The organism is Undibacterium sp. WLHG33, from assembly GCF_049544815.1.
In the GTDB taxonomy this organism is placed as follows: domain Bacteria; phylum Pseudomonadota; class Gammaproteobacteria; order Burkholderiales; family Burkholderiaceae_D; genus Undibacterium.
This window is the reverse complement of record NZ_CP186697.1, coordinates 961,773-977,673: the sequence shown is the minus strand read 5'-3', so window position 1 is coordinate 977,673 and position 15,901 is coordinate 961,773. Positions and strand designations below refer to the sequence as shown.

General features: G+C 53.8%; 13 protein-coding genes. 9 read left to right on the top strand and 4 right to left on the bottom strand.

All coding sequences use genetic code 11. From position 1 onward, the window contains the following. Nucleotides 1–2 precede the first annotated feature (2 nt). Entirely contained in the window at nucleotides 3–1,415 is a 1,413-nt protein-coding gene (locus ACOTSW_RS04430) for a sensor histidine kinase (RefSeq protein WP_423681230.1), read from the top strand. Nucleotides 1,416–1,541: 126 nt separating this feature from the next. Here ACOTSW_RS04430 and ACOTSW_RS04425 read toward each other — a convergent pair whose 3' ends face one another. After that, complete coding sequence (locus ACOTSW_RS04425; RefSeq protein WP_423681229.1) at nucleotides 1,542–2,636, bottom strand: alkene reductase; 1,095 nt, start codon at nucleotides 2,634–2,636, stop codon at nucleotides 1,542–1,544. An 88-nt stretch (nucleotides 2,637–2,724) separates the two neighbouring features. Next, nucleotides 2,725–3,336: a TetR/AcrR family transcriptional regulator gene (locus ACOTSW_RS04420; RefSeq protein ID WP_423681228.1), complete on the bottom strand. Its 612-nt coding sequence runs from the start codon at nucleotides 3,334–3,336 to the stop codon at nucleotides 2,725–2,727. A 188-nt stretch (nucleotides 3,337–3,524) separates the two neighbouring features. Between ACOTSW_RS04420 and ACOTSW_RS04415 the strand changes: the two genes are divergently transcribed. Both ACOTSW_RS04415 and ACOTSW_RS04410 read left to right on the top strand, forming a co-directional pair. Further along, on the top strand, nucleotides 3,525–5,807 hold the full coding sequence (locus ACOTSW_RS04415; protein WP_423681227.1) for a putative bifunctional diguanylate cyclase/phosphodiesterase: 2,283 nt from the start codon (nucleotides 3,525–3,527) through the stop codon (nucleotides 5,805–5,807). 146 nt (nucleotides 5,808–5,953) lie between these two features. Next, nucleotides 5,954–6,277: a hypothetical protein gene (locus ACOTSW_RS04410; protein ID WP_423681226.1), complete on the top strand. Its 324-nt coding sequence runs from the start codon at nucleotides 5,954–5,956 to the stop codon at nucleotides 6,275–6,277. On the opposite strand, the gene ACOTSW_RS04405 is transcribed toward ACOTSW_RS04410, so the two are convergent. Next, nucleotides 6,256–8,562, bottom strand: coding sequence for a heavy metal translocating P-type ATPase (locus tag ACOTSW_RS04405; protein ID WP_423681225.1), 2,307 nt, complete (start codon nucleotides 8,560–8,562; stop codon nucleotides 6,256–6,258). The genes ACOTSW_RS04410 and ACOTSW_RS04405 overlap by 22 nt on opposite strands. 310 nt (nucleotides 8,563–8,872) lie before the next feature. Here ACOTSW_RS04405 and cadR point away from each other — a divergent pair, with 310 nt between their 5' ends. Next, nucleotides 8,873–9,304, top strand: coding sequence for a Cd(II)/Pb(II)-responsive transcriptional regulator (gene cadR, locus ACOTSW_RS04400; RefSeq protein ID WP_423681224.1), 432 nt, complete (start codon nucleotides 8,873–8,875; stop codon nucleotides 9,302–9,304). Between the two features lie 23 nt (nucleotides 9,305–9,327). On the opposite strand, the gene ACOTSW_RS04395 is transcribed toward cadR, so the two are convergent. Continuing rightward, complete coding sequence (locus ACOTSW_RS04395) at nucleotides 9,328–10,011, bottom strand: MarC family protein (RefSeq protein WP_423681223.1); 684 nt, start codon at nucleotides 10,009–10,011, stop codon at nucleotides 9,328–9,330. 158 nt (nucleotides 10,012–10,169) lie between these two features. On the opposite strand from ACOTSW_RS04395, the gene ACOTSW_RS04390 reads away from it, so the two are divergent. The 5 genes from ACOTSW_RS04390 (at nucleotide 10,170) to ACOTSW_RS04370 (ending at nucleotide 15,768) form a co-directional block, all read left to right on the top strand. After that, nucleotides 10,170–10,736, top strand: a complete 567-nt coding sequence (locus ACOTSW_RS04390) for a GNAT family N-acetyltransferase (RefSeq protein WP_423681222.1) — start codon at nucleotides 10,170–10,172, stop codon at nucleotides 10,734–10,736. A gap of 202 nt (nucleotides 10,737–10,938) precedes the next feature. Beyond that, complete coding sequence (locus ACOTSW_RS04385; protein WP_423681221.1) at nucleotides 10,939–12,441, top strand: efflux transporter outer membrane subunit; 1,503 nt, start codon at nucleotides 10,939–10,941, stop codon at nucleotides 12,439–12,441. Further along, nucleotides 12,441–13,754, top strand: coding sequence for an efflux RND transporter periplasmic adaptor subunit (locus ACOTSW_RS04380; RefSeq protein WP_423681220.1), 1,314 nt, complete (start codon nucleotides 12,441–12,443; stop codon nucleotides 13,752–13,754). The genes ACOTSW_RS04385 and ACOTSW_RS04380 overlap by 1 nt, the downstream gene beginning before the upstream one ends. Then, nucleotides 13,751–14,566: an ABC transporter ATP-binding protein gene (locus tag ACOTSW_RS04375; protein ID WP_423681219.1), complete on the top strand. Its 816-nt coding sequence runs from the start codon at nucleotides 13,751–13,753 to the stop codon at nucleotides 14,564–14,566. Before ACOTSW_RS04380 ends, ACOTSW_RS04375 begins: the two co-directional genes overlap by 4 nt. Beyond that, entirely contained in the window at nucleotides 14,557–15,768 is a 1,212-nt protein-coding gene (locus ACOTSW_RS04370) for an ABC transporter permease (protein WP_423681218.1), read from the top strand. Before ACOTSW_RS04375 ends, ACOTSW_RS04370 begins: the two co-directional genes overlap by 10 nt. Nucleotides 15,769–15,901: the final 133 nt, after the last annotated feature.

The window sequence follows — 15,901 nt, the reverse complement described above, 5'->3', positions numbered from 1 at the left end:
GCATGCGACAAAGCAGACGTATTTCCCTGGTATGGCGATTCAGCTTGCTGGCGGGGGCGCTTACCTCCGTCAGCATACTCGGCAGCGTCTGGCTGATGCGCTTGCCTGATGCTTATCGTGCGATGGCGCTGATCGCATTCGCGCTGGTAATGATATTGCTGGCGGCGTGGCTGATGTATCGCCAGCTGGCGCCGATGCTCGCTTTGTTTCGCGCAGTGAACGGTACTGTTATTGGCTATCAGGACGGTGATTATTCTTTCAGTCTGCACTGGCCGTACAAAGATGAACTGGCTGAACTGGCCGAAATGCATAATGCACTGGGCAATACCTTACGGCTGCAAAGGCTGAATCTGGTGCAGCGTGAACTCTTGCTTGACACGATGGTGCAAAATACACCGGTGGCAATGTTGCTGGTGGCCGACAATAAAACCATCGTGTTCGCGAATATCGCTGCCCGTCAGCTGTTACATCACGGTCGTCAACTGGAAGGATTCAGTTTGCAGGAAATTTTGCTGGGGCTGTCCCCGGCAGTAAAGGAAGCGATAGAAAAAGGTGGAGATGGTTTTTTCACTGTGGCGGCGCGCAACAAACAGCAAGCTGCCGCTTCAACGACAGATGCTGCGGATATTGAAGGCACAGCGAAGGCAATGGCGAGTGAGCCTGATGATGAGGGCGACGAGGTCTATCATCTGGCGCGTCGCAGTTTCAGCCTGAACGGAAAATTGCATACCTTATTTTTATTGCGGCATCTGACGACAGAATTGCGTCGGCAGGAAGTACAGACCTGGAAGAAGGTGATACGTGTCATCAGTCACGAGCTGAATAATTCACTGGCACCGCTGACTTCGCTGGCGCATTCCGGCCAGGAATTACTCAGACGCGGAGATGCGACACGCCTGCCACTGATTCTGGAAACAATCGCAGACCGCAGCCGTCATCTGGAAAGTTTTATTCACGGTTACGCACGGTTTGCCAAACTGCCTGCACCCAGATACACGCTTGTTCGCTGGCAGGATTTACTGAGCACATTACAAGCGCAGATACCATTTCAGCTGCTTCTGGGCGAGCAGGACACCGTCTTGCTGGCAGAGGCGAGAATGGACCGTCCGCAGATGGAACAGGCCTTATTGAATTTACTGAAAAATGCCCGTGAATCCGGTGCCGGTGAAGATGGCGTCAGCTTGCAGGTGAGGGCGATTCATGATGGCTGGCGTCTGGATGTGACAGACAATGGCAGTGGCATGAGTGATACCGTGATGGCGAATGCACTGGTACCTTTTTATTCTACAAAGCGACACGGTACCGGGCTGGGGCTGGCGCTGACCAGGGAAATTATTGAGGCGCATGGCGGACGCATATTGTTGAGCAATCGTCAGGAAGGTGGTCTGCAAGTGACGCTGATCTTGCCTGCCTGAAGTGCAGAAAGGCCGCTGAAGTGTCTCAGATTAAACAGAAAAAGGCAGACCGCAGTCTGCCTTTTGAATAATTCGTCTCAGATATCTGTCAGCGCACGAACATCGCGATGACCTGACGGCGCAGAATTACATCGTCGGATAATCGGTATAACCTTTTTCTTCACCGCCGTAGAAAGTGCTGCGGTCAGGAGTGTTCAGTTCTGCGCCTGCCGCGAAGCGTTCAACCAGATCAGGGTTCGCAATATAAGGACGGCCGAATGCCACAGCATCTGCCAGACCGCTGCTGATAAGCGCATCGGCTTCCGCTGCGCTGTAGCCCCCGCAGCAAATCAGGGTTGCCGGGAAGGCTGCACGTAATTGTTCACGGAAGCTTTGCGTCAGTTCTGCGCCGCCGGCCCAGTCAGGTTCGGCAATATGCAGGTAAGCGATACCGCGGGCAGTAAATTCTTTGGCTAAATACAGTGCCATTGCTTCTGCTTCGGTGTCGGCGATACCGTGCGCTACAAAGTTAGGAGAAATACGCACACCAACGCGATCCGCACCCATTTCAGCGATGGCCGCATCCACTGCCTCCAGTGTCAGACGGGCGCGATTTTCCAGGCTGCCGCCGTAGGCATCTGTGCGCTGATTGCTATTGGTGGACATGAACTGCTGGAGCAGGTAACCATTCGCTGCATGCACTTCGACCAGATCAAAACCGGCGCGTTTGGCACGTTTGCTTGCCTGACGGTATTGATCGACGATACCCGGCATTTCTTCTGTGGTCAGCGCGCGCGGTACGGCTGTCTGGATATTGGCTGGTGTGCCATCCGGCTGGACAACGAAACACTGGCTGTTTGCTGCTTGCAGTGCAGAAGCCGATACCGGTGCCGCTCCGTTTTCCTGTAACAGGTTATGGGAGATACGGCCAACGTGCCACAGTTGCAGGGAAATCTTGCCGCCTTTTGCGTGAACTGCATCGACCACATTTTTCCAGCCTGCTTCTTGTGCATCGGTGTAAATGCCTGGCGTCCATGCATAACCCTGACCCTGACGAGAGATCTGGCTGGCTTCCGTCACGATCAGTCCGGCACTGGCGCGCTGCGCATAGTATTCGACATTCAATGCCCGCGGCACATCACCGGGTTGGCCGGCACGTGAACGTGTCAGCGGCGCCATGACGACGCGATTTTTCAGCGAAGCGCTACCTGCCTGCACAGGGGAGAGTAAATTTTTCAACATACGATTTCCTTTATGAATTAGACCGGTCGTCTAGTTTTTGCTTCAAAAAAATGGGCACATGCCCATGTTAACAATATCAATGTCTGCATTACCGGCTTGCAGGTAACAGTAGTTCTGTCTGTTTCAATGCCTGCACCAGCGGTTGCAGCTCATGATGAACTTTTGCCAGCAGCGAAGCGCCAACCCACAAGCTGTACAAGGATGTGGCGGATTCCTCCGCATCGAGTGTCGCTGCGACGCTGCCCTCTGCCTGTGCGAGCCGTATTGTGCTGGCAATCTGTGTACAGATGCCGCGCATACCGACCGACAATACGGTTCGCATCGGTTCCGATAAATCGGATACTTCTGCCGCCAGCTTCACTGCGAGACAAAATTTATGACATCCGCCGTTTTCTGCGTTTTCCTGCCAGCTGGCGAAATACATCAGTAACCGCTCGCGTGCTGAGTGAGTCTGGTCAGCGAAATGTGCAGCCAGGCGTTGCTGATAGTCGGCAAAGTAGCGTTCCAGCATGGCAACGCCAAAACCTTCTTTTGATTGAAAATAATGATAGAACGAGCCTTTGGGAACGGCTGCAGCCGCCAGAATTTCACTTAAACCCAGAGCGCTGAAACCGCGACCCAGAATCAATTGCTCGCCAGTCGCCAAAATGCGCTCGCGGGTATCTTGATAATTGTGTGGGCGTTCTTCATGTTTTTGCATAGCCGTCATTCTATTAGACCAGTCGTCTAATGTCAAACAACAGGAGAAAAAGAGTTAAAAGTGTTTCTTTTGTGAAATATTTGTAACAGTTGCTTCCGGGTAAGTTTGTATTGTGAGAAAATCAGACCACGGCTGAAAATTTATTTTCATTTTCTCTTACCTACTTACTTTCCAGATCACTGACGATGATGTTTCGCTGGCTTTTCCCGAATGAGCATGCTCTCACGCCTGCTGAAAACGCCGCCTGGAAACTCAGTGCATTACGTATCATCCTGGTTTCAGGTTTCTTGCTTGAACTATGGATTGCCATACACACCTCTGCCTCGGCGTTTGCCCGCAATAACTATAAAGTCATGTGGGTGGTCGGCTTGTTGTGTGTGATCAAGGCGGTCGCTATTTACTATTCAACCCGGTCGGTCAGAGCCAGCGCAGCTCTGCTGATTCTGAATATTTATGGCGTTACTCTCGCGGTCATCACCCTGATTCAGGATCATCAGATCGCTGCGCTCGGTTATATTCTGATCTATGCCGCGCCGTTGATTGCCCGCTTGTTTCTGGGACTGAGACCGGCCTTGTGGCTGATGTTTTTCAATATACTTCCGTTTTTATTTCTGATTTCTCAGTCCAGCCAGTCAGGATGGCCGGATCTGCAGACCTCATTGTCCGGTGTGCGGACAGATGTGCACGCATTAATTTTTCTGTTTTTTAATTTTTGCCTGCCACTTGCCGTGTTCAGGGTCCTACACGAGCTTGATGCCGCACTGGATCAGTTCACAAACGCCAGCCACGCACTGAAATTAAGTCATGCGCAATATCAGGAAATTTTTGAAAATGCAGGAACAGCCCTGATTCTGACGGATGAGGCTGGTCAGATATTACGGGCAAATAATCAGGCAAACACTCTGCTCGGGCGGCAGGCACACGAAAAACACGCTCATGATCTGTTCAGCTGGCTTTCCGTCGATGACAAGGTGCGTCTGCACGCTGAACACGACCAGGGCGAAGAAAATAAGTGCGCGTCCGCTTATCAGACGCGCAATGGAAAAATGGTTGTTCTGAACAATATCTCGCAGACCGCGACCGGCGATTTTATTGTGGCTTTAAACGATGTCTCCTCGTTTTATGAAATGCATCATGCGCTGCAACTCAGCATTCAGCGCGAAGGTTATCTGAGCAGCCATGATCCGCTCACCAATCTTCCTAACCGCAGCATGCTGCGTCAGCATCTGACCACAGTTCTGGCAGCACACGACGGACTCCATGTGACAGCCCTGGTATCGTTCAGACTGAACAGTATACGGCACGCCAACCAGCAATTCGGCGCACCCGCCGGCGACACTTTATTACGGCGCTTTGCCGACGAACTGGGCGCTGTGCTGCCGGAAAACAGTTTCTGCACACGGCTGCGCAGTATCGTATTTTCGTTTGTGCTCGAACGCTTCCAGACGCCGGGGGATGTGGTGCTGTTTGTCGAGCAGGTCCGCGAGAAAATGCCGAAAGAAATCGAGATTAACGGCGAAATGATACAGGTGCAGTTCTCCGCCGGTATTGCCCTGTTGCGTCATGGAGAAAGCGAGCCGGACGATCTGATCCGCCGCAGTGAAATGGCGCTCGATGCCGCCAGACGATCCAGCGATCACAGCACCAGCCTGTTTGATGACGACGAAGCTCAGGAAATCCGGCGGAATATTGAAATCGAGGTCGGCATTATCAGCGGTCTCAAACAAAATGAATTTCATTTACTGTATCAGCCCAAGATCAGTCACGATGGCGGTCTGGCAGGTGTGGAAGCGCTGCTGCGCTGGGATTCAGCCAGTCTGGGCCGGGTTTCACCGGCGGAATTTATTCCGGTTGCTGAACATTCCGGTCTGATTCACCACATCAGTGATTTTGTGCTTGACGCGGTGTGCGCCCAAATTCGTCAGTGGCTCGACACCTACGGCGAGAGCCCGGTAGTGGCACTCAACTTGTCCGTGATAGATCTGGCACGCGTTAATCTGATCGAGCTGATTGAAGAGCGTTGCCAGCACTACCGGATTGAAACCCGCTATCTGGAACTGGAAATTACAGAAACCGGCCTGATTGCGAATGAAGCAATATCGATCCAGCATCTGAATGCACTCAAAAAGCGTGGCTTCAGCATTGCGATTGATGATTTCGGCACGGGTTATTCCTCATTGTCCAAGCTCAGTCATTTTCCAGCCCATACAGTCAAAATCGACCGCTCTTTTGTGGCCCAGATCGGCTACAACGCCAAGAGCGAAATGATCATCAAGGCGATTATTTCTCTGGCAGAGATTCTGTCCTGCAAGACGGTCTCGGAAGGCGTTGAAAACAAGGATCAGGAACATTTTTTAAAAGAAGTCGGCTGCGATTTCTTTCAGGGATATTATTTCTACCATCCGCTCAATATGCGTGACATGAGTGATTTGCTCGTGAGCCATCTGCCATTGCTGAAAGAGGCGGGTTAGTCAGCGATCCTCAGGCCAGCGTCGCTTCTTTTGCAGGCTTTTTACTGCAAACTGTCGTCAGCTTCAGACCTTCGCCGGGAAAAGCATAGCCGCGTCTTCCGGCTTCAGATAAAATCGGGCGGAGACTACCCTGATGGAGACTGTATATGTATCTGGATCACCCAAGAATTTCTGCCACGAACAGTGAAACCGAGCCAGACCGGATTGAGCGTCTGAGCCGTGTTTATGGCTATGCGATCGGGCTGGCTGACGTCGATCAGAATACTGACTGCATCACCAAACTGGCGAAAATACACGACCATAAAGGAACGCTGATGGTGATCTGGCACGAAGCACCGACGTCTGCGGAAAAAAATTACTTTCTGCGTGCATGGCAGAGCCGCATCGGTGATGAATCCGATCAGGTTGAACATGCACTGATACTGAATGAGCCGGTCGCTGAAACGGCTCAGACATCTTTACCAGCGTAACGGGACAGCCGCACACCATTGAGCACCACCAGCAGGCTGGTGCCGGTGTCGGCAAATACCGCCATCCATAAACTCGCATGTCCGCTCAGTGCGAGGGCAAAAAAGATCAGTTTGACTGCCAGTGCAAAGCTGATGTTTTGCCACAGAACCTGGCTGGTTTTGCGTGAAATACGGATGAATTCCGGCAATTTGCGCAAATCATTCTGCATCAGAGCGACGTCTGCTGTTTCCAGTGCGGTATCGCTGCCGGCTGCCATCGCAAAGCCGATATGAGCGGTGGCGATAGCTGGTGCATCATTGATGCCATCGCCGGTCATACCGGTAACGCCTTGTGCGCGCAGTGTTCGGATGGCCTCGAGTTTGTCTTCAGGCAGCAACTGGCTGCGTACCTCGCTGATCCCGGTTTGCGCTGCAATCGCCTGCGCGGTCGCGGCATTATCTCCGGTCAGCATCAGGGTGGTAACGCCAAGCGCGTGTAATTCGGCAATCGCTGCCTGACTGCTTTCCCTGACCTGATCCGAGATCGCAATCAGGCCGAGTAAGTTCTGCTGACGGCAGAGAAAAATCACAGTATTTCCCTGTTGTTCCAGAGTGTGTATTTGGGCATCGAGATTTTGCCAGCCAGCGGTCGGCGTCGCGATGGACAGTGCATCAAGCATGGCGCGATTGCCGAGGTAATAAAGCTGACCGTTTATTTCACCACTGACGCCGCGCCCGCGCTGGGTTTCATATAACTGGGCATTGTTCACGGCGGATAAGTTCTCGCTGCAGGCAGCCGTCAGCGCCACTGCCAGAGGATGGCTGGAACCGGCATCCAGACTGGCGGCGAGACGCAGAATTTCTGGTTCCCCGAGATCGCTGAGACTGCGTATCAGATTGACGCCGGGCTTGCCTTCGGTCAGTGTGCCGGTCTTATCGAAAGCCAGCGTTTTCAGCAGCCGGCCTTGCTCCAGAAACAGTCCGCCCTTGATGACGATGCCGTGACGTGCTGCCAGTGCCAGCCCGCTGACGACAGTGACCGGTGTTGAAATCACCAGTGCACACGGGCAGGCGATCACCAGCAACACCAGTGCCCGGTACAGGCTGTCATGCCAGTCTTGCTGCAGGAATAGCGGTGGCAGTATCGCGGTCAGTAAGGCCAGCACAAACACCAGCGGTGTGTAGATGGAGGCAAATCTATCGACGAAACTCTGGGTCGGTGCACGCTGGCTTTGCGCTTCCTGCACCGAATGGGCAATGCGTGCCAGCATGCTCGCGTTCGCCGGTGCAGAGACGCGTATCTGTAAGGTGCCGGATTGATTCAGTGTTCCGGCATAAACGATATCGCCCTGCTGCTTTTCTACCGGCATGCTTTCACCGGTGATGGCGGCCTGATTAACACTCGACAGGCCGGATACAACGAAGCCGTCGAGCGCGATTCTGTCGCCGGGGCGGCACTGGACCAGCGTACCGACGGCAATAGCGTGTGTGCTGACAGCCTGCCAGCTGCCGTCCGCCTGCTGTACCTGCGCTGTTTCCGGCGCCTGTTCGAGTAAGCCGCTGATGGCATTGCGGGCGTGGATCAGGCTCGCCGCTTCTATCATTTCGGCGACAGCGAACAGGAAAATCACCATCGCTGCTTCCGGCCACTGGCCGATCGCGACCGCTCCGGCAACTGCCGCCGTCATCAGCAGATGAATGTTCAGCGTGAAATGGCGCAACGCGATCCAGCCTTTTTTCAGAGTCGGGATGCCGCAGATCAGTATCGCAAACAGTGCCAGTAAGCCTATGATGACCGAGCTTTCTTTGCCGCTGATCCAGGCGATGACTTCTGCACTGAAAGCCGCGATGCCGCCCAGCGCCATTTTCCAGTACTGGCGGCGTGATGGCTTTTCGCTGGACGTAGCTGCTGGCTGCCCGACGTCCAGCTGGGTGCCGGCCATACCGACGGCATTCAGTTTGCGGTGAATATCGGCAATATTTTGCTGGCGGTGATGGATGGTCAGAATACGGTTCAGCAAATCAAAATCCAGCCGCAGGACATCCGGCAATTCTGACAGCGAACGACGGATCAGCGCTTCTTCGGTCGGGCAATCCATTTGTGCGACATGAAAGCGCAGGCGTTGCACATCGTTTGGCAGATCCGGCTGGGGTTCTTGGGCAGTTGCCGGGACAGTCGCCGTACATGCATCATGCCCGCACACGCTTTGTTTTCCCTCATGGGCGTGCACGTGTGCATGCGGCGCTGGTTCAGCGGATTTTTCCGGTGTGTGGTCGTGGCCACAACAAGCAATTTTATCTGCCATATCACTTCCTGATGATTACATTTGCTTTAGTGTAGACTCTGGAGTGGCTACGGGGTCAAGATTTTTTTTGAGGATACTTTTCCGCACTAGTGCAGATAGAAATATCGCACGGAAAATAGGATGTTGCTGACTGAAAGCCGGCATCAGAAAAGCTGTCAATACAGACCAATATTTATATACTCCCCCCTGTTTTTAATTAAATTGCTCTAATGTCTTCATAAACAAAGGGGCTTTTTATATACCCGGGGGAGTATTAATTAATCATAAATGCATCTTCAGCAACCCATCATCATTTAGCGTGAGTGAAAAAATGCGCATCAGTGAACTGGCGAAAGCGACCGGAGTGGATCTGGAAACCATCCGGTATTACGAAAAACAAGGCCTGTTACCGGCACCGGATCGGGAGGAAAACGGTTACCGCAGCTACACCGGCGAGCATCTGGAGCGCTTGTCGTTTATCCGTCATTGCCGGGCGCTGGATATTCCGCTGGCCGATGTGCGCAGGCTGGTAGCGTTTATCGCCAGCCCGGCGGATGATTGTGGCGATATTAATCTGCTCATCGATCAGCAGATTGCACGCGTCAAAGCGCGGCTGAAAAGCATGCGGGCGCTGGAAAAGCAGCTCAGTCAGTTACGTGCGCGTTGCGACGAACGGCATCATGGAAAAGAGTGCGGGATTTTGCATGAGCTGGTGGCTGCGGCGCATGGCGAAGCGTGTGCCTGCCATGCGGAGAACCTGTGAAAAAGCGATGTGCAGACCGGAAATCAGCGCAGATGCAGATCGGCCATCAGATCAGAGACGCCGGCCCAGCCGATTTCTATGCCTATGCACAACAGAATAAACGCGGATAAGCGCATCAGTACCGTGGCGCCGATATCGCCGAGGAAACGTTCCATATTCCGCGCAAAGCGGTAGCACAGATAAATCACCACCGTCGTCAGTAACACGCCCATCGCAGAGGCGATGCTTGTCAGCAACCAGTCGATAGGCTTGTGAGGCATTTGCGTACCGAGTGTGACGGAGGCGGCAATCGTGCCGGGACCAACGGTTAAAGGAAAGCTGAACGGATAGAAACTGCGGCGGCGCAATTCTTCACGGTTCCACTGTCCGCCGTGCGAAGCAGCGACCGAATTGAGCAATTTGTCCTGACTCTGGTCATTCAGTAATTTCCAGCCGGCCATGCCGACCACGATGCCCCCGGCAACGCGCACGATAGGCAGCGAAATGCCGAAAAAATCCAGCACGTAAGAGCCGATAAAAATCGCGCCCATCAGCAGAAAAAAACAGTTGATCGCAATGCGTTTCGCCAGCCGGTTGGCGATTTCCGGTTCTATCGGTCCTGTCATCGACAAAAAGATAGGTGCAATCGCAATCGGATTTAAAATTGGCAACAAAGTGATAGGCACCACCAGCAACGCCTTGAAGAAGACGATCATCGCCATACTCATAAAAACTCCTGAAAAAATTGAGGGCACGATTATGCAACAGAATATCCGCGAAATATCCTGTTTCTGGTTTTAAATCAGGCAAGTTTATTGCTGCTGCTTATCCGCTTATGTTATTCGTGTGTTATCCAAGCATTGTCCATGTGTGAACAGATTCGATTATGTCAGAAAAATCTCCGTTTCCCGTGATCCAGACCTCGCGCTTTTTGCTCAGACAAATTGTCGCAACAGATTTGCCGCGCATTTTCAGCGGCATGTCTGATCCGCGTGTCACCGAGTATTACGGTATCAGTTACGAAACACTGGAACTAACGCAAGCGCAGCTGGACTGGTTTGAACTGATTTATGAAACCGGTACCGGAATCTGGTGGGGCATCTGCCATCGCGATGCGCCGCAGGACTTGATCGGCACCTGCGGTATCAACGAATGGGAGCAGGATGATCATTGCGCCGAAACCGGCTTCTGGATCTTTCCTGAATACTGGGGGAAAGGCGTGATGATGGAATGTCTGTCGGCGATGCTGGATTACTGCTTTTCCGTACTCGGGCTGCATCGCATGCAATCCATGGTCGAGCCGGATAATCCGGCAAGCTGGAAATTGATAGAAAAACTCGGATTTCAGTTAGAAGGAATTCTGCGCGAGTGTGAACGCAAGGACGATCGCTATGTCGATCTGAAATGTTATTCCCTTCTGGCGCGGGAATGGCGCAGCAGATCGCGGTCTTAGCAGGTAGCAGCATTGCTCGGCGTATATCGGAAACGCGCGGTCCGGGCAGCGTCTGGTGAATATCGCATTTGTCTGATCGTGCGCAATAATCCGTCACAAAGCGATACACAGATTACGCTTTGATAACAACGCCACGGCGCTACAATTTGCACTGGATTGATTAACAGACCTGATGGGCTTAATGAGTTACCAGAAAAATGCTATGAAGCACAAAATCTGCCTGCTGTTTCTGCTGTCGCCACTGGCTGGCTGCGTCTCGTCAATGGTGCCGCCAACGGTAGATCAGGCCGCGGGGATGAATGTTCCTGCTGCTTGGTCCGGCAGCATGCGCAGTGCGAAAGATGCGTTATCACCGGCAGGGACACCACATACAGATATAGCTGTCTGGTGGCAGCGCTTTCAGGACCCGTTGTTAAATCAGTTGATCACACAATCGCTGCAGACCAACACTACGGTTCAGAGCGCACAGGCAGCATTGCGCCAGGCGCGCGCTGTGCGAGATGTCAGTGCCGCGGCCTTTATGCCGAAACTCAGTGCATCCGCAGCAGCGCAACGCAGTAAGTCGGGAACGACTGCTCCGGCCAATTCCTTCTCTGCCGGTTTCGATGCCAGCTGGGAGCCGGATATTTTTGGTGCTAACCGGCAGGCACTTGCCGCCAGTGAAGCAAGCGCCCGCGCCAGTGCCGCCAGTCTGGGCGACGTGCAGATCTCCGTTGCGGCTGAAGTCGCGCTGAACTATATACAATTGCGAATGACGCAGGTTCGTCTGGCAATTGCGAGGGCGAATGTCGCGAGTCAGGCTGAGACTTTGCAAATTACAAACTGGCGCGTACAGGCAGGGCTACTGACGTCTGTCGAAGGTGAGCAGGGACGTGCTGCCAGTGAACAGGCACAGGCGCAGATCTCTGCGCTGGAAACGACGGAAGCGCAGAGTCGGCATAGTCTGGAGGTGCTGTGCGGGCAGGCACCGGAATCCCTGCGTCAACAACTGCAAAGCCGTGTTGCCATCACTGGCGACATGCTGAGTGTCGCATCCGGCGTTCCACAGGCAGATGACAATCTGGCGCTGAGTCTGCCTGCCGAAACCTTACGCCAACGTCCTGACATCCGCGTGGCTGAACATCAGATCAATGTGGCACTGGCGCGGGTGCGTCAGGCAGATGTGGCGAATTATCCGAATTTCAATCTGAGTGGCTCGCTCGGTCTGCGCGCGTTGACGGCCGGTGCGCTCGGTGGCAGCGGCAGCCTGCTGAGCAGCATACTGGCGGGTGTCTCGCTGCCGGTATTGGACGGCGGTGCAAACCGCTCGCAGATCAAGGCGCAGCAGGCAGCACTGGAGCAAACGCAGGTTGCATATAAAGCCGTAGTACTGACTGCATTACAGGATGTTGAAAATGCGCTGGTCGCTTTGAAGAATGATCGAGAGCGCCTGCAACGTCTGCGCAATGCTGCCGATGCTGCCGGTAATGCGGCGGTACTGGCCCGTCAGCGTTATGCCAGCGGGCTCATTGATTTCCAGACCATTCTTGAAACACAGCGTACCTGGTACAGCGCCCAGGATGCTGTCGCCACCGGCAGCAACGATCTGGCTGCAGATTATGTGCGTTTGTATAAAGCACTGGGCGGCGGCTGGCAGCCGGATCAGGATGAGGCTGTCAGCATGCGTGACAGCCGTAACCCGAGCAATGATGATATTAAAAAATGATGATGACACCTCCTGTGATGACAAAAAAAGACGGAGCGGATGCGCTCAATGTGCTGCAAGATCCCAAGGCGCGCGCCTGGTGGCGGCGGCCAGCATTTCCGCTGATCATGCTGTTGCTGGCAGCGTTGATGGTGGCCTGGTTTTTCTGGAATAAAAGTCAGACAAATCAGACCGCACCGGTATTTGTCACCACGCCGCTGACGCGCGGCAACCTGACGTTAACCGTGACGGCGAATGGCACTTTGCAGCCGACGCGTTCGGTCAGTATAGGCAGTGAATTATCCGGCACGGTCAGCCGTGTGCTGGTCGATGTGAACGACAAAGTCAAGAAAGGTCAGGTACTGGTCGAACTCGACACTGCCAAGTTAAACGATCAGATTGTCCGTTCGCGTGCCGCGCTGGATTCCGCGAGAGCCGCGCTGGCGTTGGCCAAAGCAACCGTGAAAGAATCGCAGGCGAATTTTGATCGTTTGCAGGAAGTGGCGCGACTGTCCGGCGGCAAAGTGCCATCGAAAGCCGAACTCGATACTGCCGCGGCGACACTCGACAGAGCAAACGCATCGGTTCTCAGTGCAGAAGCAAATGTGGTCAGTGCCAAGGCCACTTTATCGACAGATGAAACGAATCTGGCACGTGCTTCTATCCGCTCACCGATCGATGGTGTGATACTGACCCGTTCGGTTGATCCCGGGAATGCGGTAGCTGCGTCACTGCAGGCGGTGACGCTGTTTACGATTGCAGAAGATTTGCAACGTTTGCGCTTACAGGTAAATGTCGATGAAGCCGATGTGGGTGCAGTGGCGCTGGGGCAGAAATCAAGCTTTACCGTCAGCGCCTATGCGAACCGCCAGTATCCGGCGACGATTACCCGCGTTGCCTATGGTTCAACGATTACTGATAACGTGGTGACTTACATTACTTATCTGGATGTGGACAACAGCGATCTCAGTCTCCGTCCGGGAATGACGGCGACCGCAACGATCACCGCGAAAGAGAGAAACGATGTGCTGATTGTGCCGAATACGGCTTTACGTTTTACACCATCGCACGCTGGTATTGCTGCTGCCCCGGGTAAAAGCGGATTGATGAGCAGTCTGATGCCGCGTCCGCCAGGTCAGGCAGCACGGAAGTTAGCGACCGAATCGGTGAATGGTAAAAAAGTGCAGCAGATCTGGATCTTACGTGACAATGCAGCGGTCGCGATTGCAGTGAAACGCGGCATCAGCGACGGCAAAATGACGGAAATCAGCGCACCGGAATTGCAGCCGGGGATGCAGGTGATTACGGAACAACGTCAGATGGCAGCAAAATGAGTTCTCCGATCTCAGCAACGGCAACGGCTCCGGTATCTGAGGCAAAGCTTGCAGACGGTGAAGCGCCGCCCTTGATACGCCTGCGTGGCGTCACGAAACAATACGGTAGCGGACAAGCGGCTCTGATGGCGCTCAAAGGCGTCGATATCGATATCTGCGAGGGTGAGTTTGTCGCGATTATGGGGCCGAGCGGATCGGGTAAATCGACGGCAATGAATGTGATCGGTTGTCTCGATACGCCATCCGGCGGTGAGTATTTATTTCAGGGCATGCATGTTGAAAGCCTGACGCGTGATCAGCGGGCGCGCTTGCGGCGTCGTTATCTTGGCTTCGTGTTTCAGGGGTTTAATTTGCTGGCGCGTACGTCCGCTCAGGAAAATGTGGAATTGCCGTTGTTATACCGCGGCGAAAGCCCGGCCAGTCGTCATCGGCTGGCCGCTAAAGCCCTGGCATCGGTCGATCTGGCGGGCTGGGAGCATCACACACCGGCAGAATTATCGGGTGGTCAGCAGCAAAGGGTAGCGATCGCGCGAGCCATCGTGACCGAGCCGGCGGTGTTGCTGGCGGATGAACCGACCGGCAATCTCGATTCTCAGCGCAGCCGTGAAATTATGGAATTGCTGTCGCGCCTGAATCAGGAGCATGGCATTACTATCCTGATGGTCACACATGAACCTGATATGGCTTTGTATGCCAAACGTATCGTCCGCTTTGTCGACGGTCTGCTGGATACGGATACCATCAATCCGCATCCGGTCGCAATATCGACGGCTGATGCGACGGCTGCGACAGGAGGTGATACATGTTCCTGAACACGATATTGCTGGCGCTGCGTTCGATACGCCGTAACCTGTTGCGCTCATTTCTTACTATTCTCGGCATTGTGATCGGTGTCAGCGCCGTGATTACGATGGTCACGTTAGGTAACGGCGCGACCGCTGCGGTACAGGCGCAAATTTCCAGTCTCGGCACCAATTTATTGCAGGTCCGCCCAGGTCAGCGATTGAGCTTCGGCGGCGGTGGCGGTGCTGGTACTGCCTCTTTTAAAGAAGCCGACGCTGAAGCCATCGCCTCACAAATCGGAGGTGTGCAAGCCGTGGCGCCGGAAGGACGTGCCAGTGCCGTCGTCGTCGCGAATGGCCGTAACTGGTCAACCAGTGTGACCGGTAGCACCAATGCGTGGTTACGCACAAATAACTGGACACTGGCGGCGGGGCGTCAGTTTGACGAGGGGGAATTACAGGCCGGTTCTGCCGTCTGCATTATCGGTGAAACAGTCAGGCGCGAATTATTTGATGCGGGAAATGCAGTTGGTGAACATGTGCGCGTCAAGCAGTTTTCCTGCGAAGTCGTCGGTGTGCTGGCGTCGAAAGGTCAGGCGGCCATGGGCAATGATCAGGATGATGTGGTACTGATTCCTTTACATACCTTGCAGCGCCGCGTGACTGGCAACCGTCGCGTCGCCACTTTACTGGTGTCGATGAAAGATGATGCCGATAGCGAGACACTGAAAGTCAGTCTGACACAATTGCTGCGCGAGCGACGCAAACTGGCCGATACCGATGAAGACAACTTCAATGTGCTCGATACCAAGCAACTGGCAGAAACCATGTCAGGTACGACCAAGGTCATGACAACCCTGCTTGGCGCGGTTGCTGCGGTGAGTTTGCTGGTCGGCGGCATCGGTATCATGAATATCATGCTGGTCAGTGTGACAGAACGTACCCGCGAGATAGGCTTGCGACTGGCGATAGGTGCGCTGGAGCGAGAAGTACTGCTGCAATTTCTGATTGAAGCTACTGTTTTATCGACGCTCGGCGGCCTGATCGGTATTGTGCTGGCAGCGGGTGCCTCGATCTTGCTCGCGCAGATCATGCAGGTGCCTTATATGTTCAATCCTTCGATCAACCTGATGTCGTTTTTCTTTTCCGCCGGCATAGGTATGCTGTTTGGTTATTTCCCTGCACGCCGTGCCGCTCAGCTCGATCCGATTGAAGCCTTGCGGCACGAATAAAATACTGCATGCTGTCGCTGTGAAGCGCATCGGCACTGAAAAACAGATACGCTTTGTTTTAATAAAAAAATGCCCGCCATATGAAAAACGGCGGGCATTTTTTATCAGGATAAAGGCGCGGTTGCAGGCGCGC